The sequence below is a fragment of the Novosphingobium sp. THN1 genome (assembly GCF_003454795.1).
Classification (GTDB): Bacteria; Pseudomonadota; Alphaproteobacteria; order Sphingomonadales; family Sphingomonadaceae; genus Novosphingobium.
Genome location: NZ_CP028347.1, coordinates 3,448,115 through 3,471,735, shown reverse-complemented (window position 1 = coordinate 3,471,735; position 23,621 = coordinate 3,448,115). Strand labels below are relative to the sequence as shown.

General features: G+C 61.8%; 36 protein-coding genes. 25 read left to right on the top strand and 11 right to left on the bottom strand.

The features are described 5' to 3' along the window. The first annotated feature begins 11 nt into the window (after positions 1 to 11). The 15 genes from C7W88_RS22845 (at position 12) to C7W88_RS16925 (ending at position 6,200) form a co-directional block, all read left to right on the top strand. Positions 12 to 158, top strand: a complete 147-nt coding sequence (locus tag C7W88_RS22845; protein WP_162896137.1) for a hypothetical protein — start codon at positions 12 to 14, stop codon at positions 156 to 158. Then, positions 151 to 411 carry a hypothetical protein gene (locus tag C7W88_RS16985; RefSeq protein WP_118074455.1) on the top strand — a complete coding sequence of 87 codons (261 nt, stop codon included), beginning with the start codon at positions 151 to 153 and terminating at the stop codon, positions 409 to 411. The genes C7W88_RS22845 and C7W88_RS16985 overlap by 8 nt, the downstream gene beginning before the upstream one ends. Beyond that, positions 396 to 599, top strand: a complete 204-nt coding sequence (locus tag C7W88_RS16980) for a hypothetical protein (RefSeq protein WP_118074454.1) — start codon at positions 396 to 398, stop codon at positions 597 to 599. Before C7W88_RS16985 ends, C7W88_RS16980 begins: the two co-directional genes overlap by 16 nt. Then, positions 592 to 894, top strand: a complete 303-nt coding sequence (locus C7W88_RS16975; protein WP_118074453.1) for a hypothetical protein — start codon at positions 592 to 594, stop codon at positions 892 to 894. The genes C7W88_RS16980 and C7W88_RS16975 overlap by 8 nt, the downstream gene beginning before the upstream one ends. Beyond that, positions 891 to 1,148 (top strand): hypothetical protein, encoded by a 258-nt coding sequence (locus C7W88_RS16970; RefSeq protein WP_118074452.1) that lies wholly within the window; start codon positions 891 to 893, stop codon positions 1,146 to 1,148. The genes C7W88_RS16975 and C7W88_RS16970 overlap by 4 nt, the downstream gene beginning before the upstream one ends. Beyond that, positions 1,141 to 1,332: an AlpA family transcriptional regulator gene (locus C7W88_RS16965; RefSeq protein WP_118074451.1), complete on the top strand. Its 192-nt coding sequence runs from the start codon at positions 1,141 to 1,143 to the stop codon at positions 1,330 to 1,332. The genes C7W88_RS16970 and C7W88_RS16965 overlap by 8 nt, the downstream gene beginning before the upstream one ends. After that, on the top strand, positions 1,329 to 1,694 hold the full coding sequence (locus C7W88_RS16960) for a hypothetical protein (protein ID WP_162896136.1): 366 nt from the start codon (positions 1,329 to 1,331) through the stop codon (positions 1,692 to 1,694). The genes C7W88_RS16965 and C7W88_RS16960 overlap by 4 nt, the downstream gene beginning before the upstream one ends. Continuing rightward, the gene (locus C7W88_RS16955) at positions 1,691 to 1,930 is read left to right on the top strand and encodes a hypothetical protein (RefSeq protein ID WP_118074449.1); all 240 of its coding nucleotides are present in this window, start codon (positions 1,691 to 1,693) and stop codon (positions 1,928 to 1,930) included. Before C7W88_RS16960 ends, C7W88_RS16955 begins: the two co-directional genes overlap by 4 nt. 441 nt (positions 1,931 to 2,371) lie before the next feature. Then, on the top strand, positions 2,372 to 2,632 hold the full coding sequence (locus C7W88_RS16945) for a hypothetical protein (protein WP_118074447.1): 261 nt from the start codon (positions 2,372 to 2,374) through the stop codon (positions 2,630 to 2,632). A 1-nt stretch (position 2,633) separates the two neighbouring features. Beyond that, positions 2,634 to 3,413, top strand: a complete 780-nt coding sequence (locus C7W88_RS16940) for a hypothetical protein (RefSeq protein WP_118074446.1) — start codon at positions 2,634 to 2,636, stop codon at positions 3,411 to 3,413. Between the two features lie 258 nt (positions 3,414 to 3,671). Next, positions 3,672 to 3,926: a hypothetical protein gene (locus tag C7W88_RS16935; protein ID WP_162896135.1), complete on the top strand. Its 255-nt coding sequence runs from the start codon at positions 3,672 to 3,674 to the stop codon at positions 3,924 to 3,926. Further along, a complete protein-coding gene (locus C7W88_RS22840) occupies positions 3,923 to 4,096 on the top strand; it encodes a hypothetical protein (RefSeq protein WP_162896134.1) in 174 nt (57 codons plus the stop codon). The genes C7W88_RS16935 and C7W88_RS22840 overlap by 4 nt, the downstream gene beginning before the upstream one ends. Next, a complete protein-coding gene (locus C7W88_RS22835; RefSeq protein WP_162896133.1) occupies positions 4,093 to 4,338 on the top strand; it encodes a hypothetical protein in 246 nt (81 codons plus the stop codon). The genes C7W88_RS22840 and C7W88_RS22835 overlap by 4 nt, the downstream gene beginning before the upstream one ends. Further along, positions 4,335 to 4,814 (top strand): hypothetical protein, encoded by a 480-nt coding sequence (locus tag C7W88_RS16930; RefSeq protein ID WP_162896132.1) that lies wholly within the window; start codon positions 4,335 to 4,337, stop codon positions 4,812 to 4,814. Before C7W88_RS22835 ends, C7W88_RS16930 begins: the two co-directional genes overlap by 4 nt. Positions 4,815 to 4,910: 96 nt before the next feature. Beyond that, on the top strand, positions 4,911 to 6,200 hold the full coding sequence (locus C7W88_RS16925) for an integrase arm-type DNA-binding domain-containing protein (RefSeq protein ID WP_118074443.1): 1,290 nt from the start codon (positions 4,911 to 4,913) through the stop codon (positions 6,198 to 6,200). A gap of 71 nt (positions 6,201 to 6,271) precedes the next feature. Here the strand turns inward: C7W88_RS16925 and C7W88_RS22830 are convergent, their stop codons facing one another. Both C7W88_RS22830 and C7W88_RS22825 read right to left on the bottom strand, forming a co-directional pair. After that, the gene (locus tag C7W88_RS22830; protein WP_156135897.1) at positions 6,272 to 6,478 is read right to left on the bottom strand and encodes a DUF5818 domain-containing protein; all 207 of its coding nucleotides are present in this window, start codon (positions 6,476 to 6,478) and stop codon (positions 6,272 to 6,274) included. Positions 6,479 to 6,852: 374 nt separating this feature from the next. After that, positions 6,853 to 6,996 (bottom strand): hypothetical protein, encoded by a 144-nt coding sequence (locus tag C7W88_RS22825; protein WP_156135899.1) that lies wholly within the window; start codon positions 6,994 to 6,996, stop codon positions 6,853 to 6,855. 100 nt (positions 6,997 to 7,096) lie between these two features. Here C7W88_RS22825 and C7W88_RS16920 point away from each other — a divergent pair, with 100 nt between their 5' ends. The 6 genes from C7W88_RS16920 (at position 7,097) to C7W88_RS16895 (ending at position 13,856) form a co-directional block, all read left to right on the top strand. Next, positions 7,097 to 7,651, top strand: coding sequence for an RNA polymerase sigma factor (locus tag C7W88_RS16920; RefSeq protein WP_162896131.1), 555 nt, complete (start codon positions 7,097 to 7,099; stop codon positions 7,649 to 7,651). Positions 7,652 to 7,657: 6 nt separating this feature from the next. Beyond that, the gene (locus C7W88_RS16915; RefSeq protein WP_118074441.1) at positions 7,658 to 8,620 is read left to right on the top strand and encodes a FecR domain-containing protein; all 963 of its coding nucleotides are present in this window, start codon (positions 7,658 to 7,660) and stop codon (positions 8,618 to 8,620) included. Between the two features lie 283 nt (positions 8,621 to 8,903). Next, the gene (locus tag C7W88_RS16910; protein ID WP_162896130.1) at positions 8,904 to 9,581 is read left to right on the top strand and encodes an STN domain-containing protein; all 678 of its coding nucleotides are present in this window, start codon (positions 8,904 to 8,906) and stop codon (positions 9,579 to 9,581) included. After that, the gene (locus C7W88_RS23895; protein ID WP_370073244.1) at positions 9,464 to 10,714 is read left to right on the top strand and encodes a TonB-dependent receptor plug domain-containing protein; all 1,251 of its coding nucleotides are present in this window, start codon (positions 9,464 to 9,466) and stop codon (positions 10,712 to 10,714) included. The genes C7W88_RS16910 and C7W88_RS23895 overlap by 118 nt, the downstream gene beginning before the upstream one ends. Further along, on the top strand, positions 10,711 to 11,838 hold the full coding sequence (locus C7W88_RS16900; RefSeq protein WP_240344729.1) for a TonB-dependent receptor domain-containing protein: 1,128 nt from the start codon (positions 10,711 to 10,713) through the stop codon (positions 11,836 to 11,838). Before C7W88_RS23895 ends, C7W88_RS16900 begins: the two co-directional genes overlap by 4 nt. After that, the gene (locus C7W88_RS16895) at positions 11,832 to 13,856 is read left to right on the top strand and encodes an Atxe2 family lasso peptide isopeptidase (protein ID WP_118074437.1); all 2,025 of its coding nucleotides are present in this window, start codon (positions 11,832 to 11,834) and stop codon (positions 13,854 to 13,856) included. Before C7W88_RS16900 ends, C7W88_RS16895 begins: the two co-directional genes overlap by 7 nt. A 52-nt stretch (positions 13,857 to 13,908) precedes the next feature. On the opposite strand, the gene C7W88_RS16890 is transcribed toward C7W88_RS16895, so the two are convergent. Beyond that, positions 13,909 to 15,189, bottom strand: a complete 1,281-nt coding sequence (locus tag C7W88_RS16890) for an asparagine synthase C-terminal domain-containing protein (RefSeq protein WP_205525221.1) — start codon at positions 15,187 to 15,189, stop codon at positions 13,909 to 13,911. On the opposite strand from C7W88_RS16890, the gene C7W88_RS22820 reads away from it, so the two are divergent. Continuing rightward, positions 15,181 to 15,522: a hypothetical protein gene (locus C7W88_RS22820; protein WP_205525220.1), complete on the top strand. Its 342-nt coding sequence runs from the start codon at positions 15,181 to 15,183 to the stop codon at positions 15,520 to 15,522. The genes C7W88_RS16890 and C7W88_RS22820 overlap by 9 nt on opposite strands. 92 nt (positions 15,523 to 15,614) lie before the next feature. Here C7W88_RS22820 and C7W88_RS16885 read toward each other — a convergent pair whose 3' ends face one another. The 6 genes from C7W88_RS16885 to C7W88_RS22815 form a co-directional block, all read right to left on the bottom strand. Beyond that, entirely contained in the window at positions 15,615 to 16,292 is a 678-nt protein-coding gene (locus tag C7W88_RS16885) for a lasso peptide biosynthesis B2 protein (RefSeq protein ID WP_162896127.1), read from the bottom strand. A gap of 66 nt (positions 16,293 to 16,358) precedes the next feature. Continuing rightward, on the bottom strand, positions 16,359 to 16,490 hold the full coding sequence (locus tag C7W88_RS16880; RefSeq protein ID WP_118074434.1) for a benenodin family lasso peptide: 132 nt from the start codon (positions 16,488 to 16,490) through the stop codon (positions 16,359 to 16,361). An 85-nt stretch (positions 16,491 to 16,575) separates the two neighbouring features. Continuing rightward, entirely contained in the window at positions 16,576 to 18,069 is a 1,494-nt protein-coding gene (locus C7W88_RS24890) for a phytanoyl-CoA dioxygenase family protein (RefSeq protein ID WP_370073152.1), read from the bottom strand. Continuing rightward, a complete protein-coding gene (locus tag C7W88_RS16865) occupies positions 18,069 to 18,710 on the bottom strand; it encodes an acyl-homoserine-lactone synthase (RefSeq protein ID WP_118074432.1) in 642 nt (213 codons plus the stop codon). Before C7W88_RS16865 ends, C7W88_RS24890 begins: the two co-directional genes overlap by 1 nt. A gap of 37 nt (positions 18,711 to 18,747) precedes the next feature. Beyond that, complete coding sequence (locus C7W88_RS16860) at positions 18,748 to 19,503, bottom strand: LuxR family transcriptional regulator (protein WP_162896125.1); 756 nt, start codon at positions 19,501 to 19,503, stop codon at positions 18,748 to 18,750. A 216-nt stretch (positions 19,504 to 19,719) separates the two neighbouring features. Next, positions 19,720 to 19,884 (bottom strand): hypothetical protein, encoded by a 165-nt coding sequence (locus tag C7W88_RS22815; RefSeq protein ID WP_162896124.1) that lies wholly within the window; start codon positions 19,882 to 19,884, stop codon positions 19,720 to 19,722. A gap of 50 nt (positions 19,885 to 19,934) precedes the next feature. Between C7W88_RS22815 and C7W88_RS16855 the strand changes: the two genes are divergently transcribed. Continuing rightward, on the top strand, positions 19,935 to 20,810 hold the full coding sequence (locus tag C7W88_RS16855) for a hypothetical protein (RefSeq protein ID WP_118074430.1): 876 nt from the start codon (positions 19,935 to 19,937) through the stop codon (positions 20,808 to 20,810). Between the two features lie 64 nt (positions 20,811 to 20,874). Beyond that, a complete protein-coding gene (locus C7W88_RS16850) occupies positions 20,875 to 21,786 on the top strand; it encodes a HEPN domain-containing protein (protein ID WP_118074429.1) in 912 nt (303 codons plus the stop codon). A 96-nt stretch (positions 21,787 to 21,882) separates the two neighbouring features. On the opposite strand, the gene C7W88_RS16845 is transcribed toward C7W88_RS16850, so the two are convergent. Further along, a complete protein-coding gene (locus tag C7W88_RS16845) occupies positions 21,883 to 22,539 on the bottom strand; it encodes a lytic transglycosylase domain-containing protein (protein WP_118074428.1) in 657 nt (218 codons plus the stop codon). A 132-nt stretch (positions 22,540 to 22,671) separates the two neighbouring features. Beyond that, the gene (locus C7W88_RS24885; RefSeq protein ID WP_370073151.1) at positions 22,672 to 22,980 is read right to left on the bottom strand and encodes a hypothetical protein; all 309 of its coding nucleotides are present in this window, start codon (positions 22,978 to 22,980) and stop codon (positions 22,672 to 22,674) included. Between the two features lie 6 nt (positions 22,981 to 22,986). Here C7W88_RS24885 and C7W88_RS24880 point away from each other — a divergent pair, with 6 nt between their 5' ends. Further along, a complete protein-coding gene (locus tag C7W88_RS24880) occupies positions 22,987 to 23,559 on the top strand; it encodes a toprim domain-containing protein (RefSeq protein WP_370073150.1) in 573 nt (190 codons plus the stop codon). The last annotated feature ends 62 nt before the right edge of the window (positions 23,560 to 23,621 follow it).

Sequence of the window (23,621 nt, the reverse complement as noted above, 5' to 3'; positions counted from 1 at the left end):
GTGCCGAAGGCATGACCTTGCGCGACTGGTTCGCTGGTCAGGCTTTGGCGGGAACACTTGCGCTGCCGAACGTCGACGACACCAATCACGCGGGCCTTGCCAACTTTTGCTACAACATGGCCGACGCCATGCTTGCGGAGCGCGCGCGCCGTGGCTGACGCTCTCGAAATCATCCGCAGAAGATTCCGCCATCCCTACCAGGGCGCGCGGCTCGATGCGTTGGGTGAGGAGGCACACCTGCGCACCGACCTGTTGTTGTTCGAGCTCGATCTGCTGACGATCCAGACCGACATTGACGAGCTTGCCGGTTTCGAGACGCCAGACGGGATCTACCACAAGTGGGAGCGCGTGGCCGACGTCGTCGCTGCCGTGGAAGAGTACGCGGGAGAGGCGACATGCCCCGCCGCGTAGGCTTCCGACGTACCGACGTCACCCAGCCGCTCGACGAGTTCCTGTTTCGCTGCTGGTTCAACGGCAAGGGCATCGGCTCGACCATTGCCGACGTCGCCTATTCCTATGGCGTCACCCTGCCTTTCGAGACGGTGCGCCAGGCTTTTGTCCGCTGTTGCGACAGATTTTCAGGAGGTACAGATGCCTGACCTTTTTGACCTTGCCAGATACCCCGAAGCGCCCGGCCATCGCGGCGTGGACACGTCGATCGAGGCCGCCGAGAGCATGGAGAAAAGCGCGCCGCTGTTGCGCAAGCGCTGCCTTGATCGGCTCAAGATGGGGCCCGCTACCGCCGACGAGGTTGCGGCCTTCCTCGAACTTTCCGTCTTGTCGGTGCGCCCGCGCTTCACTGAACTTTATACTGACGGCCTGATCTACGACACCGGCGAAAGACGGCCCAACGCCTCGGGTAGACGCGCGAAGGTGTGGGCGGTGGAGCCATGAGCGACTTGCCACACACCGTATGGACGGTCAGTTCAACGTCGTACCTGCGCAACCTAGAGCAGGAAGACCTGCGCGGTGAGTGCATCGCGATCCACTACCAAAAGCCACCAGTGCGGAATGAGGAGGCTGGTACAACCAGCTACAGCCTGCGCTTTCCGCTCTTGATCGTCGCGAGTTACGTCGAGAAACCCAATGAGGTCGCAGACCGCGTCGCGGCAATCCTCAACAAGCATTGGGATTCACTCGATGACTGACGCCTTCCTGCGCCTGCCGGACGTCATGGCGCGCACGTCCCTCTCGAGAAGAACCATCTACCGGCGCATGGTCGAGGGCACGTTCCCGCAGTCCGTGAAGCTCGGCGCGAACAGCGTGGCGTGGCGCGAAAGTGACGTCGTCGCGTGGATGGAACAGCCAGCCGAATGGAGCGCTGCGGCATGAGCGACTGGAAGCCAGGCACAAAGAACCCGCACGGTGCCTACCGTCCGCACGAGGTTCTTGACCTCCGGTACAAGACCGGAGGCACACCGCGCGCAGAAATTTCCTTGGTGCAGACCCGCGAAGGCTGGCGCTCAAAGCGCGGCTTCTCGTTTCGCACTGGCGATTGGTGGGGATCTAGCGGGCCAATCACGGACCATTGCACCCCGCATCCGACGCGGGAGGAGGCAATCAGAGAGCAGATCAACAGTCTGCACAACGACTTCGCCAAGATCAAAGACGCCGCGCAACAGCGCGAAGCCCGCGAAATTCTCGCATGGGCCGACAGCCTGCTGCCCGCACAGAAGGACTTGTTTGCAGCATGACCAGACGCGGCCCGAGATCCGGCAGCCGAGGGGACAAGATCGCGCGCCAGTACGTGAAGGGCGCGACGATGGCGGAGTTGGCCGGGAAGCACGGCATCAGCAAGGCGGCTGTGTCGAAGATCATCAAGAGGCGGGGCCTTAGCCCGAGCTTCGAGGAGTGGCGCCGGCGCGTGATCGCTGGCCAGCGCGCAGCCGCAAGCAGGCGCGAGCGCAAGACGAAGGGGAAGAAGGTATGAGCATAAAGCCATCATCGTTCGAGCGCCCACTGCGCGCCACCAACCATTGCCGACACTACAGCTACAAGACGGGGATGGGAAGCGATCACGGCCCGCAGTGCGCCGTTGGCCACGCTTCGGTCGCCTTGCCCATCAACACCTGTTGCTCCGATCCAAAGGAGCACTGCCCGGCGCGCGCCGAATACACGGACGAAGAACGTGCTGCATGGGCCGCCGCCCGCGAAGCAAGCACGGCGCGCTTGATCGCAGCGATTGCCGCACTGCCACGTCCAATTCCGCTGAATACCAGCAACTCGGTTCCTTGCCCTAGCTGCACGGGCAGGCTCTCCTACGCTCGCTGGCATCGCGGGGCGGAGATTGGTTGCTCAACCCCCAACTGCTGTGGCGCTCGGTTCAACATTGCCCCCGGCGTTGACTGGCCAACACCGGAGGGGAACGTCGATGCGGCTTAACCTCCCTTGGTGGCTCAACCCATGGGCCGAGGTCCGGCGCCTGCGGGATCATTTGCAGCGCCGCAGCGACGAAGCAGAGAAGGCCGCCCGCTGCCTCTTCGAGGTGCAGTCCTACAGCGCTGCGCAGCTGCGCACCGCGCGCATGGAAGTGGCGCACGCCCGCGCCCGCGAGGAGGCGTACCGGCAGAAGCTGGTCGAGATCGCCAACCTCATGCCGCCGCCCATCCAGTTTGTCAGGAAGGAAGATTGAAATGGGGTATCATCCCGAAACACTCGTCGCAAGTTTCCCACCGTGCTCGCCCAAGTCGCGCATAGGCAAGGTGCTCTATCGCCTATCACCGTTCATCGGATTCGACATTTGGCACATCGACCCTGAGCGTCGCAGCGAAGGCCAGCGCACCGACGATAGCTGCGGTTGGTTTGATCGCCGTCCGCGTGAGTATGGCGATGCGGTGGACTATGTCCTGAAAGACGCCACGACCCTGCACGAGATCAAGCTCATTCTCGCACGCAGGACAACGACGCTTGCGCCTTTCTACGCCGGGGTGAGTGAGAAGCAGTTGGCATATCCTCGCCTTGCTGCTGGTGACGCTCTCGCCCTTTGCCTCATGGTTGCCCGCGAGTTGGAGAGCCGCCGCTGGTGGAACGGTCAGTACGGCAACGAAGGCGCTTGCCGCTCTTGGTGGCGCAAGACTTTCACCAAGCGCCGCGACGTCAACGACATTGCAATGGAGCTGGCGCTCGATCCGCTCGACAACCTTTCGAGTATTGAGGAGCCAGGCTCAGTTGTCCGCCTCATCGCTGGCGCTCTGCATCGTCGCTTCAAGCCGTGGTGGAAGCATCCACGCTGGCACGTCCACCACTGGAAGGTGAACTTCCACCTGCCGCGCAACCTGCGCCGAATGCTGATCGACAAGTGCGGCACCTGCGGTAAGCGCCTTGGCTGGAATTACTGCCCGGTCAGCGATGGCAGCAAGCTCCACCATAGCGATTGCTATGGTATGGGCGCGGCAATGTCGTGCAAGCCATGAGCCGCTGGCGCGACGAGGCCCGCAGGCTCATTGCCGACCTGACCAAAGACTTGCCTCCAGACGCGACGATCGAGCAGCGCCGCAAGGCGCTTTGGGGAAGGGCTGGCGTGCGCACCAAGGCACAAGCTGGGGCCGCAAGATGTGGGGCAAGGAGGTGCGCTTGTATCTCGCGCGTCACGGCGACGCCTCAGGCCGGGTGTCGGGAACGCCGATTGAGTGGCCCAGCGACATTGCATTTCCATGGAAGGGAGAGAGCGAGTGAGGAACGCCAACCCGCGCGACGGCGAGATCGGGCGCTCATGGGGTAAATGGTTTGACCGTCAGTCCGAGCGCCGGGCAGCTATGGTCCACGCGCACGAGCGCGCGAGAGCAGTTAGCGACGCGGCGATTCAGGGAATACTTTCTGCCAGGCAAAAGCCACCTGCTGCCCGGTTGATAGTTGGCAAAAAGCCTGAATGCCTGTGCGGCTGCAAGGGCGATCCGTTCATCTGCATTGAGGCGGACGGCTCGTGACCAAGCCGAAACCTCACCCGCGCGACGTCGGCTACAGTGAGCCTGACAAAGTTCTCGTAGAGCATGGCGAGTTTGCCGTGCCGGATGGCCTCGCGGTTTGCCGCCGATGCAGAAAGACAGTGATCGACGACGAGGAAGTGGCGCGGCTGCGACAGGACCGCAAGCCATGACCTGCCACCCCGTCGAGATCCCCGGCGTTGGTCGCGGCTTTGTCTGCACCAGCGGACGGCGCAAGCGCTGCGCCTGCGGCCGACCAGCTACGCTCGAATGCGACTGGAAGGTGCCGACCCGCAAGAGCGGTACGTGCGACGCGCCGATCTGTGCTAAGTGTACGACGTCGCCCGCGCCGGAGAAGGATCTTTGCGCGAAGCATGCCGAGGAGTACGAGCGGTGGAAGGAGGGCAGGAAGTGACCGACGAACCCGAAGGCCCACCCAGCGAGCACACCCTCGACGCCCTGCGCTACGCGGTGCAGGCTCTTCGTTTAACGCGCTGGCCATCCCGCCACGCCAAATACCTACACGCGATCGCCGGGATGAAGGAGCCGGAGCGCAGCGCCTACCTTTCCGGCGAGTGGCGCGACGAGTTCAACCTGACCGACGAGCAGATGAAGGTGATTGGCATGGATGTAGGCGCTGCCAGCAAGGGCGCGATCTACGTCACCACATGGACGCCGGAGGGCCTGCGCTACACCGAGATACCTACGGCGGATTTTTACATGCCTGATCCGCATGGGGTAATATTGGGGGTAACGGCTCGGACGATACTTGAAGAATCGGCGCTAATCCGCCGTTTTTTCGGTATTGTTCGATGGTCACCCTCTCCGCCAGCCACCTGTCTACATGCTTCCATTAACCCTCAGAAAACGTTGATTTTCTGCGCTTTTTGAGTTATAAGGTTCCCTGTTTGTTCTCATGCTTCCGTATGCCTCCAAAGAAGAGTGGGGGCATTTTGGGGGCAGCGAAAATCAGAATTGGGGGCATCCATGCTCAACGATATGGCAGTTCGCAACGCGAAGCCCAAAGACCGTGATTACAAGCTTGCGGATTCGGAAGGGCTCTACCTTTTCGTATCGAAATCTGGCCACAAAAGTTGGCGTTTGAAGTATCGTTTTGCAGGCAAAGAGCGGCGATTGGTCTTTGGCCCTTATCCGGAGGTCACTTTAGCCCAAGCGCGAGATCGCAAAGCTGACGCTAGAAAGCTTCTCAGAGAAGGGAGAGACCCGGGTCTGGAAGCGAAGAAGCAAATTCTTCGAAATGCAGCAGCAGCGGCGAACACTTTTGAGGCGATGGCGCGAACGTGGTTTGGGTTGCAGGAGAAGCGCTGGACAGCAGTTCATGCCAAGGATGTCATCACCAGCCTTGAAAAGGAGGTGTTCCCGTGGCTCGGCAATGTCCCCGTCACGCAGATCGACGAACCGCTTGTACTCGCAGTACTTCGAAAAATTGAGAAGCGTGGCGCAATCGAGACTGCACATCGTGTAAGGCAGCGCATGTCCGCTGTTTTCGTTCACTCGATTGCGGAGGGAGCCTCCAATCGCGACCCGGCCGCGATTGTTGCCAAAGCGTTGAAACCAGTGCCACGATCGCGGAAGCGGCCGGCCTTTTTAACTCTCGCCGAGCTTCATGATATGATCCGGAAGACGGAAGTGGAGCCTGCCTCGCCACTCACGAAGCTAGCATCGCGCTTTCTTGCCCTCACAGCGCAAAGACCTGGCATGATCCGCAGCATGCCTTGGTCCGAACTAGAAGGCATTGACTGGTCCGATGCAGAGACAATTCACCCGGACGCAATTTGGCGCGTCCCGGCAGCACGGATGAAGCTGGTTACCGAGTTAAAGGGGGACATGGCATATGATCATATCGTTCCTCTCGGAAAAGCAGCGGTAGAGGTCCTTCAGGCAGCTCATTCTATTTCGGGTGACGGACCACTGGTTTTTCCGACCAACCGGAATGCGCGTAAACCCATGAGTGAAAACACCCTCAGCTACTTCTACAATCGCTGCGGGTACCAAGGCCGCCACGTGCCGCACGGATGGCGCGCGTCCTTCTCGACCATCATGAACGAATGGGCAGAGAGGAACGGTACGCCTGCCGATCGACATGTCATCGATCTCATGCTTGCCCATGTGCCGGACGGTGTGTCCGGCTCCGAAAGTGTTTATAACCGAGCCGGGTATCTGAGCAGGCGACGAGAGATTGCCGAAGCATGGTCAGAAATGCTCATTAAGGATTTTTGTCATCCTTCGAAGCTGCTCGCATATCCATCTCGGTGACAAATGTGCGACCTAGATGGCGTTTTCTGCGGGTTGTTTAAATTGCCGTTCTGAGCGCGTAAGCCTGCGGTTCAGCAAACTTTTTCCTGCGGACCGATCCAATCGACGCGCAAGCGATCTAGACCGAAGATCTGACCTTCGACGATAACCCTGAGATTTGCGGCGAAGTCCTGTTCGTGCTCATGATCGAGGACCCAGACGGCTTCGTCGTCCGTCTTCAACAGCCAACCACGACGACTCTCTAGCAAAATTCCTGATGCTCGAAGCCGTCGTGTCACTGTACTCTCCTGGCGCGCGAGTGGGTGCTTGCGCACTACGTCCATGCCAACCAAACCCCCGTGTCCACGTGTAAATACCGAACGTTCTGTGGGCATCTATCCGGGTTAGGCGTGAAATGTAAGTCGCAGGAATCAGATGGAAAGTCGCAAGCTGATCTGACCTTAGTTTCGGTTAGAGAGATTGCGCCAAGACCGCCGAGTCAAAGTGGCGTCACGCTATCGACCCTCCATAAACTAGCGATTGCTGTTGCGGCAACGTCAACAACATCGTCCGCGCTCTTCCGTCACCAACCCTGCCGAAAGAGTTTGTAGCCGGTTTTGTCCAACGGCAACACCGCTGGAGGCGCAACGCTACCGTATCCAATGTCATCCCATTAAAGCTTTGTCGTTGCATTTGAAACCGCAACGTCATAGTTTTCAATTGCGTAGTGAAATTGTGCTGCGTCGAGGCCTGAGAACCTTGCTCTGGTATCTTTGCTGTTTCTGTCGCTGCGTGCGGCCGGATCGCCCTTGTCCATGTCCAAGTCCTTCGGGGCCAAAGGCAAAGGCGCATGTCTCCAGACGTGTTCTCAGGATCCGGCCAACCGCCGGAATGCCTCGCGGGCTGGGGCTTGGCGATTGACGAAAATTCTTGCAGCACAGGCAGGTCATGACAGCCATGGCGAGAACACCGCAGAAGCGCTGCCACCTAACTTGGCGGCTATCGAGGCCGAGTTCCGCCGCTCCCGCCCCTCGCTACTGCGCAAGCTTGCTCACAAGACCGGAATGACCGTGGCGGAGGATCTCGTCCAGCAAGTGTTCGTGCGCCTGATGACGAGCCGCCAGCGTCAGATCGAGAACCTTACCGGCTATGTGCGGGTTGCGGCAGATAACGCGCGCAAGGACCTGATCAGGCAGGAGTTGCGCCAGCACCAATGCAGCCACGAGCCGTTCGAGGACATTCATCCGGGATGCGATCTGCAGGCACAACTTGAAGCGCGCGATCGCCTTGCACGGCTTGATCAGGCACTCGCTCGTCTCAAGCCGCTCACACGAAACATCTTCCTTGCCCGTCGGCTCGATGGTTATAGCTATGCCGAGATCGCAGAACAGACGGGGTTGAGCGTGCGGGGCGTGGAGAAACAGATGAGCCGGGCGCTCAGGGCCCTGGCGCGGCATCTCGCCGAGGATTGACCACTCGTGACGAGGCAGCCCATTCCCGGCAAGATCCGCGATGAAGCGGCAGAGTGGCTGGCGCGCAACGAGAACGCCGGTCAATCGCGTGCGCCGGGCTTCGAGGCGTGGCTTGCGAGCGACCTGCGACATCGTCTCGCGTATGCAGAAGTGGAGCGCGCGTGGCGCGATAGCCTAGCCCTGGATCAGAGCCCCCTTGGCCAGCAGCGCAAGCTGACCCGTGCACCGTTGCACCTGCAACGCAGCACACAGCTTGCCGCAGTCGGCGCATGCCTGTTGCTTGGCATGGGATTGCTGACATTGCGGTTTTCAGGGGACCATCCGCTAATCGGCGTTGGAACCACCGTCGAGGCCAGGACATACACCACGGCCGCAGGTGAAACGCGGACATGGCAGCTTGTCGATGGAAGCTCCCTGACACTCAACGGGACAAGCAAGGCACGAACCGACATCACTTCAACTAGCCGCCAGATTACGATTGATGCCGGTCGCGTTCGCATCCGTGTGGCCCGGCGCGGCACGGATGCCATGCAGATCTTGGGAGCAGGCACCAGGATCGACAGTGCAGCAGGCACCCTGGATATTGCGCTCGCCGCAAATGGTCTGCGCGTCGAAGTCGTAGATGGCCAAGTGCAGGTGCAGAACGCCGATGGCGCTCGGCACACCCTCGGTCGCGGGGCTCACATGATCGAAGCGGGGCCATCCGGGGCCGAGCATCGCTCCGAGCGAAACTCTTCTGCACAACCGCCAATGACGACCGGTGACCGCATATCCCTGGGAGAGGCGGTCAGCCTGCTCAACGCGCGCAATGCTGTTCAACTTCGCCTCGCAAGTCCTGCGCTGGCCAACAGGACTCTGGCAGGTGCGATCCGCCTCGACGATCCAGAAGGCTTTGCGAGGATTCTCGAGGCTTTGGGCGGAATCAGGGTGACGCAGCGCCCCGGCGTGCTGGTGATCGACACGGCCTGAAGCTTCCTGCCCCCTCGCGGACCGTGTGAATGATCCGCGTGCCGTCCGACCCGCGGCTCCTCTGGATGCAAGAGACCTCATTCGCTTCCCGGACAAAGGAAAGGAGGCGGTGGATCGGTGCGCGCTGACGGCTCGGCATGATCTCCACAATCACGGGGTGAACGGCTGACCGGCTGCGGGCCGTCCGCGACGATGCCCGCCGATAAAAATTCTGGCGGGTGTTTTCGCGCGACGTCGTCCCAACCGATGCGCGTCCCCTGAGATGGACGCGAGGGAGGCAATCATGACGTTCAAGACATCAACGCATGCCATGGTCATCGCAATGCTGGCTGCACCATTCATGGCGGCAGCACCCGCGGGAGCGCAAGAGGCCGATACCCTTGCGCTGGACCTTCCAGCCCAGGCCATGGCCCGGTCGCTACACGATCTTGCAGCCAAGGCCGGCGCGACTATCGTCGCAGACGACAAGTTGGTGGCGGGTCGCACCGCTCCTGCAGTGCAGGGGACCTACACGCTCGCAGGTGCGCTGGGCAAAATCCTCGAAGGCTCGGGACTTCAGGGGATCGCGACGAGCCAAGGCTACGCAATCCGCTCTGCAGGATCGTCAACGCCAATGCGTGGCGCATCCGCAGACAGCGCGACTGACGATATCGTGGTAACCGGCACGCGCATTCGCGGTTCGGCGCCAGCGGGCGCTGCCGTGATCGCGATCGACCGAAAGGCGATCGAGGAAAGCGGCAGGGCCACAGTGCAGGACCTGGTATCGGTCCTTCCGCAGAACTTCGGTGGGGCCCCAATGAAGGCACGCTCGGCTTTACCCAGCGGAACAATGCCAATGCCAATATCGCTTCGGGTGCCAGCATCAACCTGCGCGGCCTTGGCACGTCCTCGACCCTCACGCTGGTCGACGGCAATCGCTTGGCGCTGGGAGCCGCGAGTTCGATCGTCGACATTTCACTGATCCCGGCCAGTGCCATCGAACGTATCGAAGTCCTCGCAGATGGTGCGTCAGCCATCTACGGCTCCGATGCTGTTGCAGGCGTGGTCAACGTACGCTTGCGGCGCGGCTACGAAGGGGCCGAGACATCGTTTCGGGTCGGCATGGCCGACGGCTTCAGCGAGGTCCAGGCAAGTCAGCTGGCAGGTCTGCGCTGGAACAGCGGCAGCCTGATGGCGGCTTACGAGTTCTACCGGCGCGACCGCCTCGGGGCCCAGGACCGTGATTACGCAACAGAGGACCTTACCCGCTTCGGTGGACCTGACTATCGCCAGGCCTTCGCCAATCCCGGCACGATCACTGCAGCCAACGGCGCAATCTTCGGAATACCGGCCAGACAGGATGGCAGGGCGCTTGCACCAGGCGATCTGCTTGCCGGAGTGCGCAATCTTGGCGACGGTCGGCGCCTGACCGACATCCTGCCACGCACACGCCGTCATGCAGGGCTTATCGCGCTAGAACAGGACCTGTCTTCGTGGCTGACGATGAGGCTCCAGGGGTTTGCTGCCGACCGCCGCTCGGACCAGCGTTACATCGTCTTCGGATCGCAGGTTACCGTGCCCGTGAGCAACCCGTTCTATGTCGATCCGATCGGAACGGGTCAGCCCATCCGCGTCGGTTATGATTTCCGGGACGACCTCGGGGCCACGGTCAATCGTTCGCATGTCACCAACTGGACGGTTGCGGGTGCGCTGGAAGCGCGCGTCGGGGCATGGCGGGCCGAGGCTTACGGCAATCATGGCGTCCAGCATGAAGAGCTGCTGCGGGACAATCTCGTCAATCGTGCCCGGCTTGCGCAGGCTCTCGCAGATCCTGATCCGTCCAAGGCCTTCAATCTGTTCGGTGACGGCTCTTTCACCAGCGCCGCCACGGTCGACTATGTGCGCGGATCATCGCTGACCAGTGCGCGATCGCGCCAGACGACCGCCGGTCTCAAGTTCGACGGGCCGCTCGTGGCGCTTCCAGGGGGAGCGCTGACACTGGCATTCGGGGTGAGCATCGCGAGGAGGGCTACGGCTCGCGCAGCCTTGCGGATGAAACGACGCTCGTTCCTGTCGCGAGTGGCGACAATGGATATCCGCTTGCGCGTAATGTGATTGCGGGATTTGCCGAACTCCGAGCTCCCTTAGTCGGTCCTGGGCAGGGCATTGCAGGCGTGCATCGGCTTGACCTGTCGGTGGCAGGACGCATCGAGCACTACTCGGATTTCGGGACGACGACCAACCCCAAGGTCGGACTGACGTGGGAGCCCGTGCAAGGCCTTGCGCTGCGAGGGTCGTATGGCACCTCGTTTCGTGCACCCGGCTTCTTCGACGTGCGCCAGGGCCCGGGGCTCAGCCAGGTCGTGCCGATACCCGTTACAGACCCCGGTTCGCCCTCGGGCAGTAGCAATGTCATTGCCCTGTTCGGCAATGATCCGGGGATCGGACCGGAACGCGCGCGGACCTGGACGGCAGGTTTTGACTTCAAACCGCCTGCGATCCCGGGGCTTTCGATGAGCGCCACGTATTTCGACATTTCCTACAAGGATCGCATTTTCAATCCCGCGGTCGATGCTTTCACGTTCCTGGCCCAGCGGTCGCGCTACGAGCCGCTGATCACGGCCAATCCGTCGCCAGCGCAAGTAGCAAGCTTCTATGCGAGCCCGGATTTCAGCAATCCCTTCGGCATTGCTGCAGGCTCGATCCGATACGTGATCGATGCGCGCAACGCCAACCTGGCACGCAACCATCTCGACGGGATCGATTTTGATCTCAATTATCGCCACGAGACGGCCAGAGGTGCGCTTTCACTTGGTGCATCGGGAAGCTGGCTGTTCCACCTGACGCAGCAGCTGACGTCGGCTGCTCCGCGCACGCAGGCCCTGGGGACGATCGGCAACCCGGTGCGCTATCGTCTGCGCGGACGCGCGGGGTTCGAACAGGACGGTTTCGGTGCGACAGCCTTCGTCAATCACATGGCGGGCTATCGCAACACGGCGGTGGCACCGGTCGAGTCGGTTGCAAGCTGGACGACTGTCGACCTTACGCTTTCCAAACGGTTCGGAGAGGAAGCCGGGGCCATGGCGGGCACGCGCTTCGGCTTGAGTATCACCAACCTGTTCGATCGTGACCCGCCTTACGTAAACAATCGCACCCCGTTCAGCGCAGCAGGCTTCGATCCCGAGCAGGCAAGCGCGGTCGGACGACTTGTCGCAGTTCAGGTGACCAAGTCATGGTGAAGCGATGGCATCCAGTCCCGCTATCGCTTGCCCTGGCCGCCCTGGTCCCGTTTGCAGCGCAGGCTGCGGACGGGGCCGGGATCCGGCCCGCCATAGAAATCACGCGGATCGACAGCCCGTCCATCTCGCCGGATGGCACACTGGCCCTATGGCGCGAGTACCGCGCCTCGGTCGACCGCAATGACTATGATGTCGCATGGCTGGTGGCGCCGTCTGACGGTTCGGCGCCTGCCAGACGCATCGCTGATGCTGGGGAAATCGAATGGCTCAACGGCTTTCCCCTGACTTCAGGCGTGCAGTGGACGCGCGATGGCAGAACCGTGCTGTTCCGCAAGATCGCAGGCGGGCAAGTCCAGGTCTGGAGGGCAGCGACCGATGGTTCAGGCGCTGCGCAAGTTACCAGCGAGGCTGGCAATGTCAGGGACATGATCCCGCTTGCAGGCGGCAAGACATGGTTGCTCGGGTTTGGCCCCGAGCGCGCCGCGATCGAAGCCGCCGAGCAGGCCGACTACGATAGCGGAACGTGGGTCGATGCGTCGGTCGATCCGCAAAGACCGCTGTATCGTGGCGATCGCATCGATGGCCGCTGGGCCAGCGGACGTCTCCAGGGCGCCTGGTTCGAGCAAGGCGGCATCATCGCCGCGGGCAAGCCCAGGCTCAAGGTGCTTGGGCAAGACCTCGCGACAATCCGCGACGCAACAGCCGAAGAGGCTCGCCATTACGCCTCCCGCCCGCGCTCGCTCGAACGATTGCAGGACTGGTACGTCGCCCTGCGCCAGCCCTCGGGCGATGCCAGGGGCATTGCCGTTGTCCTGTCCAAAGGCGTGGCTTCGGCTCTGGCCGTCGTCACTGCCGATGGGCAGGAGCTGGCGCGCTGCGAAGCCGTGCAATGCACAGCCGCCCGGGCGCGCTCAGTCGCCTGGGTTGGCACGGACAATGCCCTGATTTTCGAAAGCCGCAATCGTGACGGTGGCAGCACTCTGGCAAGATGGGACCCGGTCAGTGGGCAGGTCGAGGAGGTGTCCCGGAGTTCGGGCGAACGCAATGGCGGAGACAACGGCAAGGCCTGCGCGGCTTCGACGCGGAGGCTCATCTGCGTCGCGTCCTCGGCCAACGCGCCGCCGCGCGTGGTGGCAATTGATCTGGCATCACGCCATGAGCAGGTCCTCAGGGCCCCTAACGCGCCGCTCGAGAACCCCGCTATCCGCTTCGACCGGCGGGTCTGGCAAGACCGGGCAGGGCGAACGTACTCGGGATATCTGGCTTTACCGCCGGGCCAGACCGAGCCGGTGCCGCTGTTCATTACCTACTATTCCTGCGAGGGGTATCTGCGCGGCGGGACGGGGGATGAGTATCCCTTGCGCGATCTCGCGGCATCGGGAATCGCGGCCTTGTGCATCAATCGTCAACCCGGCGTGGCGGGCGGCGGGGACAACGTCGAAGCCTACAGGGTGGCTGCCAGCGGGATTGCGGCGATCATCGCAGAGCTGTCCGGGCAGGGCAAGATCGATGCCACGCGCGTCGGCATGGGCGGGGTAAGCTTCGGCGGCGAAGTCACGGCCTGGCTCGCCATGCACACCAGATTGCTGAAGGCCGCGGCGGTAGCCAACGTCATGGTGACGCCAACCTACTACTGGTTCAACGCCGTTGCGGGGCGCGACGTGCCCGCCATGCTCAAATCGGCTTGGGACCTTGGAGATCCCGATAGGGATCATGCCGGTTGGAGGCGCGTATCGCCCTCCTTCAATGCCGACCGCATCTCGGTGCCCTTGCTGATGCAATTGCCCGAGCAGGAATATCGCGCCAATGTCGAGCTCCTTGCGCGGCTGCAGCGCGCCGGGAAACCTGTCGAACTCTGGGCTTTTCCGGGTGAAATGCACCTCAAGTGGCAACCGCGTCACCAACTGGCGGCCAACTTGCGCAACTTCGACTGGTTCAGGTTCTGGCTGCTGGAAGACGCGGGCGGCAAGCCTGCTGATCCGGCATCCTGGCAACGCTGGCGGGATATGAAGCCCTGATCGCTCATCGGTCCGCCTTCGCCATTGCTGAACGATTGCGCCGGTCAGCAATTCAAGGGTCGCCAAGCCAGGCGCGAAGCCAGCTCTCGGTGTCGATCAGCGGCAGGAGAAGATGTGCCCGGGGATCGGCGCGCCTCGCCCTTTCCCGCAACGCACTCTCCACTCTGGCCAGATCGAGCAGGCCCTGGCGCGCGAGATGGCCATCGAGCAGAAACGGCTTAAGCGCTTCCGCCTGCTGCTCTATCGCAGCGAGGGCATAGCCATCGAGCGCCCCTTTGCTGCGTCGATCGCGGATCAGGTCTGGCAGACGGTTGGCAAACGCGGCACGGGCTACGGCCCGGTCCTGCCCGCCCTCGACCCAGAGCCAGCTTGGTATGCACAAGGCGGTCTCGACGACGGGCTGGCTGAGCAGCGGAAACCGCGTCGGGGCAATGGCGTGGCGCGGATAACCGTCGACGTGGGCGAGGCTGGCAAGGATGGCATGAACATGGTCCCGCTTTCCGGGCAACATGCTGCTCGTTTCCGCGAGCCAGGGGTGTAGCGGTGCATCGGGGAGGGGCACGGTATCGGCGAGATATCCGCGTGTGCGGGGCCCACTGCCCGGATCGATTGCGCCTCGTGCCAGCTGCCAGGCCCTGCCAGCGACCGACCAGACACTGGCGTTGTGATAGCGGGCCAGCGCCTCGATGGTGCGCCAGGTGGACCTGGCCGCCCAACCCGAGCGGATGGCGGCATCAGCTGCGGCCCCGGCAGCGTTGGGCGTTGCGAAAACGCAATCACCCCCCGCACCGCTGAAAAATGCCATGATGGCTTGCGCCTTGCCCTCCTGCGCCAGAACTTCATCGGCAGCGCCGAGGATCACCGGCAGGCCTGGACGGGCTTCGCGGCTGCGGGCCGGGCCTACGAGGTTGGATATCCCGACTTCGCGCAATTCAAGCGCGATTCCTGCAGCATCGGCGGCCGCCTGCGCGTAGAGGCGCTCATCACTCTCCGCCGAGCCCGTTGAAAGGCTGATCGCTCGTGCCTCTGCCTCACACCTTGCCAGGGCCGCTGCGATGATCGAGGAATCGAGCCCTCCCGACAATTCGAGCAGGACCTTGCCATCACTTGCCAGGCACCGGACAGCCTCGTCTATGCTGCCGGCAAGGCGCCTGCTGGCCTCAGCGAAGTCCGCGATCTCGATATCTGTGCGCACGAACATTTCCGGGGACCAAGCCAGCGTTCGCCGCGCCGGTTCCACGGAAAGATCGAGACATTGTCCGCCGAGAAGTTCTTCTGTGCCGACAATGCCGGTCTGCGCAGTCTTGAGATGCAGGAAAGCAAGATGGTTCACGACGAAAGACCAGTCGATCTGCGGCCTTACAGCGCGCGCAGCCGCAAGCTCTGGAACATGCGAGGAGATCCACAGTTTGCCGGCTACAGTGGCCGTATAGACTGGGAGATGGCCAAGGGGTGCTCGCAGCAACCACGCCGGACGCCCGCTTCCGGAAATGTGCAGAGCAAGGTAGTTGCCCCAGCAATGCGCCACGAGATGGCCGGGAAGAAGATCGGCGCGCTGCAACACCGCAAGATCGCCGAAGATCTGTCCGATGATCACAGTCCTGCCGATCTGCCGACATGTGGTCGATGGAGAGACATGGATGGTAAGCCGTTCGAACGTTCGTGAGCGCCATGGACCGGGTAGCCGGTGAACGAGAGTTACGGGCGGTCGCAGATCCGACTGTCCATCCAGGTCGCATGCGACGAGATAGCCTTCGGTCACAATGCCAGTACCACTTCGAAGCGGCGCACCTTGTCCAATGGATCGGTCAGCACGAGGCTGCCCGATTGCACCCAGCAATGGGCTTCGAAGGGATGGAGTTTCACCCCGAATACTAGATCGACCGCAAAGCCCTCGCGCCGTGCCACGCGTGCATAGGCCAGCGCGTCGGGGAGGCATCTTGGCCGAACCGGTGCCCAGCGTCGCGCCCGGTCGAACACACGGGCGTGGGTCACAAGGTCACGTGTCGTACGTCCACGAGACACAGCAGGCAGGTCGATCAGGACTTGGTGGAGCGGTGCCGAGCGCAAATCCATTCTGGCGCGGATGCAGTTCCAGACGCTCGAGAGCAAATGCAGCGGCCACAACCGACCGGCTTCGGGACCTTCCACTGCGCTGGCAGTCGGTTTCCGGATATCTGTTGCCGTCAGCCAGGGGCCTGTGCTCCGTTCTCCCTTCGTCAGCAGGCCATGTCTTTCGAGTGCGCGGCAGTCGTCCTGCGACAATGGGCAGGGCTTGCCGTGGCGCAGGTCCAGCAGCGCTGATGCGCAAGACCCACTCCACATCGTGTAGCGATCATGCCGGACATCGAGCACGACCGCCTTTTCCCCGATCCGCGCAACACCGACCCCGGCTGCGAGCCTCCAGCAGGTAAGATGGAACCCAGGCGCTGTCATGTTCGCCTCGCACAAGCACAAGGCAGGTGCGCCGGGCCAGAAAGACCTTGCGCACCTGCCAGTGGATCAGTCGCGATCAAGGCCCGGCAGCTGCGCGAGCACACCGAACTCGATCCGGTCTCCCGGAGGGCCGAGCGTTTCGATGCTAGCGGTGCCCAGGTCTTCGACGTCCTCGACGAGATCGAACGTGCGTTCCATCGGTCTTCTCCTTTTCACCTCGCCGCGTGATTGCGGCGGGATCAGACTATGGACGGCGCCGGGTGATCTGAAACTTATACGAATTCTATATGCCGATTGTTGGCACAGACGGGCTCGACGGGCGGTGCAGGGCGTGCAGGATCTCGGCAGAGCTGCGAATGCGCCGGCGGTGGTAGGCGCCCAGCAACCGTCGCAGATGATCCTTGTCGCCACTGTCCAGCGCGCATTCGATGTCGCGCACTTCTGCGATGGAGCCTTCCAGCACGGCCGGTTCAATCATGCGAACGGCATGGAGGCGTGCGTTGAGGAGGGCCATGACCCGACCATGCTCCGAGTTGACCGAAGCGCGTGCCACTCCCTCGAATGCATCGGCGACGCGTTCGGCATAAGCCGTCCGACGCTCGGCAATCCGGTCCCAGTCCACGATCGTCCATGGCCGCCAGAGGCGGAGCGCAAGGCCCAGCACTTCGTTGCTGAAAGCGTACATGTCCTTGAGCCTTGGCTCGTCTAGCGTCGGGAGAAAGAAACCGCCCGCGCGGTGGGTCACGACAAGCTGCTCGCCGCACAGCACATGCAGGGCCTCGCGCACGGGCGTGACGCTTGCGCAGAGCTGTTCGCCGATGACTGCGGGATCGAGCCTGTCACCCGGCATGAATGCGCGGGACAGGATCATGGCGCGCAAGGCGTCGTAGATGCGTTCTGCTATGGGGCCGGCGCTCATAGGCTCCTCCCATGAGCAAAGGCACTGGCCTGCTGCACCTGGTCTGGACGCAGGGCATCGATTGCTCCCAGGGGCTCGCCCTTGTAGTCCCCGAGCAGGATCGAAGGACATTGCCCTTCGAAGTTCCCAAGGTTCGGTCGGTGTTGCACGTAACCTGCAAGTGCCGCGAGCTCGGGGGGAATGTTCTGGCGATGTCCGGGGGTAGGCGAGCCAAGGGTTCTCATAGGGCTTGAGCCAGCCCAGCGAATAGCCAATCACGATGCCGCGCCGCTCTTGCGCACTCGCGTTTGCGCCGGCGGCATGAAGCGTCGAGCCCAGGAAGAGCAGGGCTGATCCCGGGACAAGATCGGGCGCAATAAAATCGTCCTGGGCCATGGCCGACAGGGCGTTGCTGCCATGGCTCTGCGGCCAGATCCGCGTACCTCCGTTCTCTTCCGAAAAGGGAGTGAGCGGCCACATCACATTGACGAGGTATTCGCGTTTGCCGAAATCGGCCTGCCACATGTCCTGGTCGCGATGGGGCAACTGCGCGGGGGCGCCGGGATGGACTGCAATGGCCTGGGTCGTGTTGAGCTGGATGCGGTCGCACCAGGGCCCGAGAATCCGGCTCACGACATCCTGAATTACCGGATGCAGGACCAGGCACTGCGCGGCAGCGGACCGTCGAAGAAGCCTGCCGAACCGTTTGGTCCGCTCGCCATAGAACATCCCGGTCCCGAATGGCGTCGCCGCAAAGTCGTCCTGGAGATCCTCATGGAGCTGCTCGATCACGAACGCGGGAAGGGCTTCATGCAGGATCGCGTAGCCATCAGCCTGCAACTGATGGACGGCAATGCCGATCTGGTTTGCCGCTTCCATCAGTGCCATTCCTCGTGCCCGGTGGGCAGGGCGCTGGGTAGGGCCGGTGTAAGACTGTCACCGTGGCCGCAATGGATTCCGGCCGCTTCGAGCAGCTGCGGTGTGTCGGCAGTGATGCCAATTTCAAGGCCGACCAGCTCCTGCCCTCCTGTCCGGATGGGCGCGCCCAGGGCGCGGCAGCTCCAGCCGAACCGTTCGATCTGCCTGAACCAGCCAAGGCCAGCGACTGCGCAGTAACGCGTAATCCCGGCGTCGATTGCATAGGTGGCAAGCGCGTGGACAAGGGCATTGCGGACGTCGCGCCGCTCACGGGCATTGAGTGACCGGTCGAGGCAGAAACGTGTGATTTCGAAGATATCGGGTGCACAAGGTACGGGCCCGGCACAGAGCATCGGGAAAAGGCCTGACAGGATTCCTTGCCTTGTTGTCGGCAGGAGCCTGGCAGACGCGAGATGATCGCCGTTGTCACTGAGGATCAGGTAGCGTGCATGCTCATCGTCGAACTGGTCCATTTCGTATTGCCCGGCAAGGACCGGAAGGTCCCACCCCAGCAGATCGATGAAGACTGCCTTTCGTGCGGCAAACATGGCGCGCAGCAGGGCAGCGTCCGGCTTTGTGCCGGGCGTGGTGACTTTCAACATGACGGATTGCTCCTCAACTGAACTGGTCAGGCAAGGATCAGGCGACGGTGACGTCCTCGCTACCCCAGAAATGGGGGTATCTCCAGGGCCGGACATCCCCGAACGTGAGCGTTCCGTCATACAGGGTCAGGGTGATCAGCAATTGTCTCTTGTAGATCCCGTAGCGCTGACAGGCCGTGCGAACATGCTCGGTCACCGTCTCGCGCGATATGCCCAGGATTGTCGAGATTTCAGGATCGGTCTTGCCCTGCGCCATGAGCAGCACGCAGTCGCGCTGGCGATCGGTCAGAACCGGTTTGCGCGAGGCAAGGCTTTGACCTCTCTTCAGCCAGAGACGCCGAGCGGTTTCGAAGGCGAATGTCCCGGCGCAATGGGCGATGAGCGGAATCGGGGCACCATCTCGCGGATTGCGGCAGGCAAAGGAGCAGGATCCGCGCGCTTCGCCCGGCACGTGCGCTGGTACAGTGAAGCCACTACGCAAGCCCTGTTCTTCACCAAGAGCAAGCATTCTATGGTCTTGGGGCGTGAGCGGAATGAGGCGACCGATGTCAGACCAGGAGAAGCCCTTTGCGGTGACGTGGCTGGCCCGATGCACCGGATCAACCATGCCCAGCGCATGGGAGTCATAACTTTCTGCCCAGCTCTGCGGGTAATTGTGCAGCCTGATCGCTCCATCATCCTTGCTCGCAAGCTGACAATGATGGGTGAGAGCATAATAGTCGAAGCCAAGCCTGTTGGTTACTTCGCCGAGCAGTTCGTCGAGTTCGATAATCGAACCCACCCGGTCAGACATGTCTTCCAGAAGTTCCCCAAGCGCCCGAGCCGCCATGAGGTGCCATTGCGCCCACCGGCAGTTTTACTTGCCGGACTCCAGCAGGGCGCCCTTTCTCCTGCCTGTGGACCGCGATCCAACTTCTCAGGATCGGAGGCGATCCGGTTGCAACTGTCACACCTCTATCATGGTTCAGTCCCGCTTCAATACCGCGAACCGACAAATTCGATCATTATGTCAGAAGGTTATTTGTCTTGCAGGACGGTGCGCTGCTTCGATTGCAGACAATTCAAAATCTCGGCTAGCAGCGAGACCCTCACATGAGCGCTCGTCCGGTTTGCGCTCGATCTCGCCGGCTTCACGGGTTTCGAAAGCCAGCTCGGCAAAGTGCCGCAGCTTCACGACGCTGCACCCACGCCGAATTGGGCGATCACACATGCCGCTGGACCAGCATGGCAACAGCGCTCGCGGCATTTGCCGAGTTCGATGGACGCGTTCAATCCGAACGCCACATACTTCCTTTGCACTGGTATGTTGCGTGCCGGCTTGTCGTCGAAGGTGGATTCGATCCGGACGATATCATTCCGCGGCCACCGTTTCGCGTGGAGCGTCGTAGACGCAAGCCTCCACTGCTGCACTTCGATCCGACCCTGGGCGGATGCGGGGAAGGGACTGTTCTCGGAGGGATCAGAGCCAAGCATGTCGACGTTCTGGTTTCGCTTGCCCGGATCGGACCTGTGCTCTCGGTTTCCTGCAAGGGCGTCACCGGGGCCTTTCGCAACCTCGGCAATCGCCTCGAGGAAATCATCGGCGAATGCAGTAACCTCCACATGATGCATCCGGCACTGGTTATCGGGCACCTGGTCCTGTTGCGCGGCAACCGAGTTACGGACCAAAACTCGGCAGAACAAAACCGTCCTGCCCCTGACTGGCGGCGAGGTGGCGGCAATGCCGCTTTGGCGCAGGATGGGGAGCCGGTGTCGCCGGTGAGGCGGTTTCACGACGCTCTGCAGGTTTTGGGGCGCCGCCGTGAACTCATGGACCAGGCCGGACAATGCGAGGCCGCGGCACTTGCCATGGTTGCCATGGCGGAGGAATGCCGGACAAGGTTGGTACCGGGCTTTCCGAGTGAGGACAGCGGGTTGCACTTCGACTCGTTCTTTGCCGCGCTATATGCCCGGTATGACGAGAGGTTTGTTACCCGTTGCTCGATGCTGGACCGGATAACCCGACGTCATTGCTGGGATCGATCATCTCCGGGGCTCCGTCTGTTCGGCCTGGATTACCAGCCGAGAGTAGCGCTGCTACCGTCGAGTGACTTGCTTTAGCTTTCCTGCTGCCTTGTTCACTTTGCCCTTGGCACGGGCAGCAAAACCGTCGAATCTGCGTTCCATGAACTCCGGCATTGATCACCTGCCCGATGGCAAGCGGCGCGAACTTGCACATGTGGTCGCGACCGTGCGCGCGGGCTTTGCCGAAGCAATTTCCACGCGTACGCAGCCACGCTTCCGCGCAGGCAAGTTGCTCAAGATCGTCCTGTTCGGCTCCTATGCCCGGGGTGATTGGGTCGAGGACCCGGTGGGACGCTATTTTTCTGATTATGATCTTCTAGTCGTGGTGAACCACGATGATCTCACAGATATTGCCGAGTTCTGGGAGGCGACCGAGAACAGGCTGTTGGCGGATCTGTCGGCAGGGCATGCGCTGCGTACGCCGGTTAGCCTGATCTACCATAGCTTGGAAGACGTGAACGACAAGCTGCGGCTCGGCCGCTACTTCTTCATGGACATCCTCAGGGATGGCATTGTCCTGTTCGAGGAGCCAGACTTTCACTTCGTCGAGCCAATGCCGTTGTCGCCTGAGCAAGCTCTCAAGGAGACACGAGACTACTTCGATGACTGGTTCAGCAGCGCGTCGAACTTCAAAGATCTAGCCGCAAATGCTCAGGCCAGTGGCATGCCGAAGGAAGCTGCGTTCCTTTTCCATCAGGCGGTCGAGAGACTTTACCATTGCCTTTTCCTCACCCGGACGCTCTGGAGTCCGAAATCCCACAATCTTCATCGTCTGCGCGACATGGCCGAGGAACTTGAGCCCTCGCTAAAAGACGTCTGGCCGCGTACCGGGCGCTTCGAAAAGCGCTGCTACGCCCTCCTGCGCGATGCCTACGTCAAGGCGCGCTATTCACCTTCATACCGGATCTCCGCCGACGAACTCACATGGATCGCCGAGCGTGTGAATGAGCTGCAGATTTTGGTGAAGAGCACCTGCGAAGCACGCATCGATGACCTCGCCAAAGCCGCCTGACGCCAGTTGACCGTTCCGCCGAAGGTGTACCGGCGCTGCGATCTCATCACCGAAGCTTCCGCTTCCAGTTCTGTCGCCCAAGAGGCTTCGTGGAAGCTAAAACTTCCAACTTTGCAGCACATTGCGAACATATTCGGGTGTCTCACCATTGCGGGGAATGCCGCCAGCACGTTCAACTGCCCCCGGTCCCGCATTGTAGGCAGCCACCGCGAGGTGGACCACGCCAAACCTGTCGAGCATCTGCCGCAGGTATCGCGCTGCACCGAAGATGTTGGCCATTGGATCGAAGCGGTTGAAGACCCCAAGCTCCTTTGCCGTAGCGGGCATCAGCTGCCCAAGGCCCGCGGCACCCGCCGGGCTGACAGCCAAAGGGTTGTAACGAGATTCTGTCCATACAAGTGCATCGAGCAGGCCCGAGGGCAATGAATACTTCGCTTCCGCCGCATAGACGTGGGGCAGATAGCTCGCTCGCCGAAAGTCGGATGGACCGGGTTTAGCCTTGGGTTCGTATCTGTATGGCAGTTTGACCCGGCCATCGTCCGCCACTGACAGGCGCGGTGCTGGGGCGGTCTGTGCGGAACGCCAGAGCCCATGCTCGACCAGTTGGAAGCCGTTTGATGCTTCCGCAATCCGAATGCTTTCGGAGTGGCTGGCCACAGCGCCGTTTGCGGCTGGCACGGCTTTTTCCTGAGCACTGGCCGGGATAGCAGAAGTGACCGCGATGCCTGCGGTCAAGAGGGCCTTGATTTTCATTTCTCGATCCTTGTCTAGCCGAATCGAGTAAGAACATATAAAGAACAAATGACGTAGGAAATTGGTTTGGCGCGAGTGCAGAGCGGAGGCTGCACGGGGAGGGCACCCAACCGGAGTAGGTCGATGCCCCCGTTAGACAAAGTTCATCAACTCGAACGCCGCGCCCGCATGATAGTCGAAAGCCTTCAGGGTACATGGAGTCGGGGCAAAGGCATGTGCTGCTGCCCCGCACACGACGACCGCACTCCCTCGCTGAGCGTGACACTGGGGCGCAAAGCGATCCTGTTTCATTGCTTCGCGGGATGCTCGAACGAGGAGGTCATAGCGGCGCTTGACCGCCAGGGTGTTCGCAGCCGTGACCTGTTTGGTGGCTCGGGTGCGGTTGCCGCTGATCGACAGGAAAAAAGGGCCTTCAATTCCAACGCGCGGCGTTTGTGGCATTCGGCGATGGCGATCTCAGGCAGCCCTGCCGAAGGATACCTCGCGCAGCGCGGGATTCTGCGTGCCTCTGATCAGCTCCGTTATCTCGACCGCACGCCGCTCGGACCACGTGGTGCAGTCCAGTTCCTCCCTGCAATGTTGGCGGCCGTCACGAATGACATCGGCATTATCGCGATCCACAGGACATTTCTCGACGCGCCGAGCGCAAAGCTCGCCGCTTTCGATCGGCCGAAGCGTGCGCTGGGAAGCCTTGGCTATGGCGCTGTCAGACTGGCCCCGCCAGCGGCGGGCCGGTTGGGCCTTGCCGAAGGTATCGAAAGCGCCCTGTCAGCCATGCAGCTGTCAGGGATTCCTTGCTGGGCAACGCTGGGGAACGAGCGGTTCGGCCTCGTCGCGATCCCAGAGAGTGTGCGCGAGCTCCACTTGTTCATCGACAATGATCCGGGAGGCGAGCTCGCAAATCAGCGAGCCCTAAAGGCATATTCTGCGTCATGCCGGGTGATCCAGTCGCGAGCGCCAGCGTCCGCCGGTTTCGACTGGAATGACGAACTCAAGGCAAGGCTCGCTCGGAAAACCTGATCAGCATGCCAGAGGGGAGGGGGCCTTCGGCTGATTGAGGCCTGCGAGACGCAGGACCTCGT

Excerpts from the sequence above, each read along its gene's own strand:
- C7W88_RS22845 (WP_162896137.1), top strand. The coding sequence starts at position 12 with ATGACCTTGCGCGACTGGTTCGCTGGTCAGGCTTTGGCGGGAACACTT.
- C7W88_RS16910 (WP_162896130.1), top strand. The coding sequence starts at position 8,904 with ATGACGTTCAAGACATCAACGCATGCCATGGTCATCGCAATGCTGGCT.
- C7W88_RS22820 (WP_205525220.1), top strand. The coding sequence starts at position 15,181 with ATGGTTCACGACGAAAGACCAGTCGATCTGCGGCCTTACAGCGCGCGC.
- C7W88_RS24885 (WP_370073151.1), bottom strand. The coding sequence starts at position 22,980 with ATGCCACAAACGCCGCGCGTTGGAATTGAAGGCCCTTTTTTCCTGTCG.
- C7W88_RS22825 (WP_156135899.1), bottom strand. The coding sequence starts at position 6,996 with ATGGACAAGGGCGATCCGGCCGCACGCAGCGACAGAAACAGCAAAGAT.
- C7W88_RS22835 (WP_162896133.1), top strand. The coding sequence starts at position 4,093 with ATGACCTGCCACCCCGTCGAGATCCCCGGCGTTGGTCGCGGCTTTGTC.
- C7W88_RS16940 (WP_118074446.1), top strand. The coding sequence starts at position 2,634 with ATGGGGTATCATCCCGAAACACTCGTCGCAAGTTTCCCACCGTGCTCG.
- C7W88_RS16955 (WP_118074449.1), top strand. The coding sequence starts at position 1,691 with ATGACCAGACGCGGCCCGAGATCCGGCAGCCGAGGGGACAAGATCGCG.
- C7W88_RS16980 (WP_118074454.1), top strand. The coding sequence starts at position 396 with ATGCCCCGCCGCGTAGGCTTCCGACGTACCGACGTCACCCAGCCGCTC.
- C7W88_RS16970 (WP_118074452.1), top strand. The coding sequence starts at position 891 with ATGAGCGACTTGCCACACACCGTATGGACGGTCAGTTCAACGTCGTAC.
- C7W88_RS16885 (WP_162896127.1), bottom strand. The coding sequence starts at position 16,292 with ATGACAGCGCCTGGGTTCCATCTTACCTGCTGGAGGCTCGCAGCCGGG.
- C7W88_RS16860 (WP_162896125.1), bottom strand. The coding sequence starts at position 19,503 with ATGTCTGACCGGGTGGGTTCGATTATCGAACTCGACGAACTGCTCGGC.
- C7W88_RS16880 (WP_118074434.1), bottom strand. The coding sequence starts at position 16,490 with ATGGAACGCACGTTCGATCTCGTCGAGGACGTCGAAGACCTGGGCACC.
- C7W88_RS24890 (WP_370073152.1), bottom strand. The coding sequence starts at position 18,069 with ATGGAAGCGGCAAACCAGATCGGCATTGCCGTCCATCAGTTGCAGGCT.
- C7W88_RS16925 (WP_118074443.1), top strand. The coding sequence starts at position 4,911 with ATGCTCAACGATATGGCAGTTCGCAACGCGAAGCCCAAAGACCGTGAT.
- C7W88_RS16865 (WP_118074432.1), bottom strand. The coding sequence starts at position 18,710 with ATGTTGAAAGTCACCACGCCCGGCACAAAGCCGGACGCTGCCCTGCTG.
- C7W88_RS24880 (WP_370073150.1), top strand. The coding sequence starts at position 22,987 with ATGGCGATCTCAGGCAGCCCTGCCGAAGGATACCTCGCGCAGCGCGGG.
- C7W88_RS16845 (WP_118074428.1), bottom strand. The coding sequence starts at position 22,539 with ATGAAAATCAAGGCCCTCTTGACCGCAGGCATCGCGGTCACTTCTGCT.
- C7W88_RS16965 (WP_118074451.1), top strand. The coding sequence starts at position 1,141 with ATGACTGACGCCTTCCTGCGCCTGCCGGACGTCATGGCGCGCACGTCC.
- C7W88_RS16945 (WP_118074447.1), top strand. The coding sequence starts at position 2,372 with ATGCGGCTTAACCTCCCTTGGTGGCTCAACCCATGGGCCGAGGTCCGG.
- C7W88_RS16895 (WP_118074437.1), top strand. The coding sequence starts at position 11,832 with ATGGTGAAGCGATGGCATCCAGTCCCGCTATCGCTTGCCCTGGCCGCC.
- C7W88_RS16855 (WP_118074430.1), top strand. The coding sequence starts at position 19,935 with ATGGCAACAGCGCTCGCGGCATTTGCCGAGTTCGATGGACGCGTTCAA.
- C7W88_RS16850 (WP_118074429.1), top strand. The coding sequence starts at position 20,875 with ATGAACTCCGGCATTGATCACCTGCCCGATGGCAAGCGGCGCGAACTT.
- C7W88_RS16960 (WP_162896136.1), top strand. The coding sequence starts at position 1,329 with ATGAGCGACTGGAAGCCAGGCACAAAGAACCCGCACGGTGCCTACCGT.
- C7W88_RS16975 (WP_118074453.1), top strand. The coding sequence starts at position 592 with ATGCCTGACCTTTTTGACCTTGCCAGATACCCCGAAGCGCCCGGCCAT.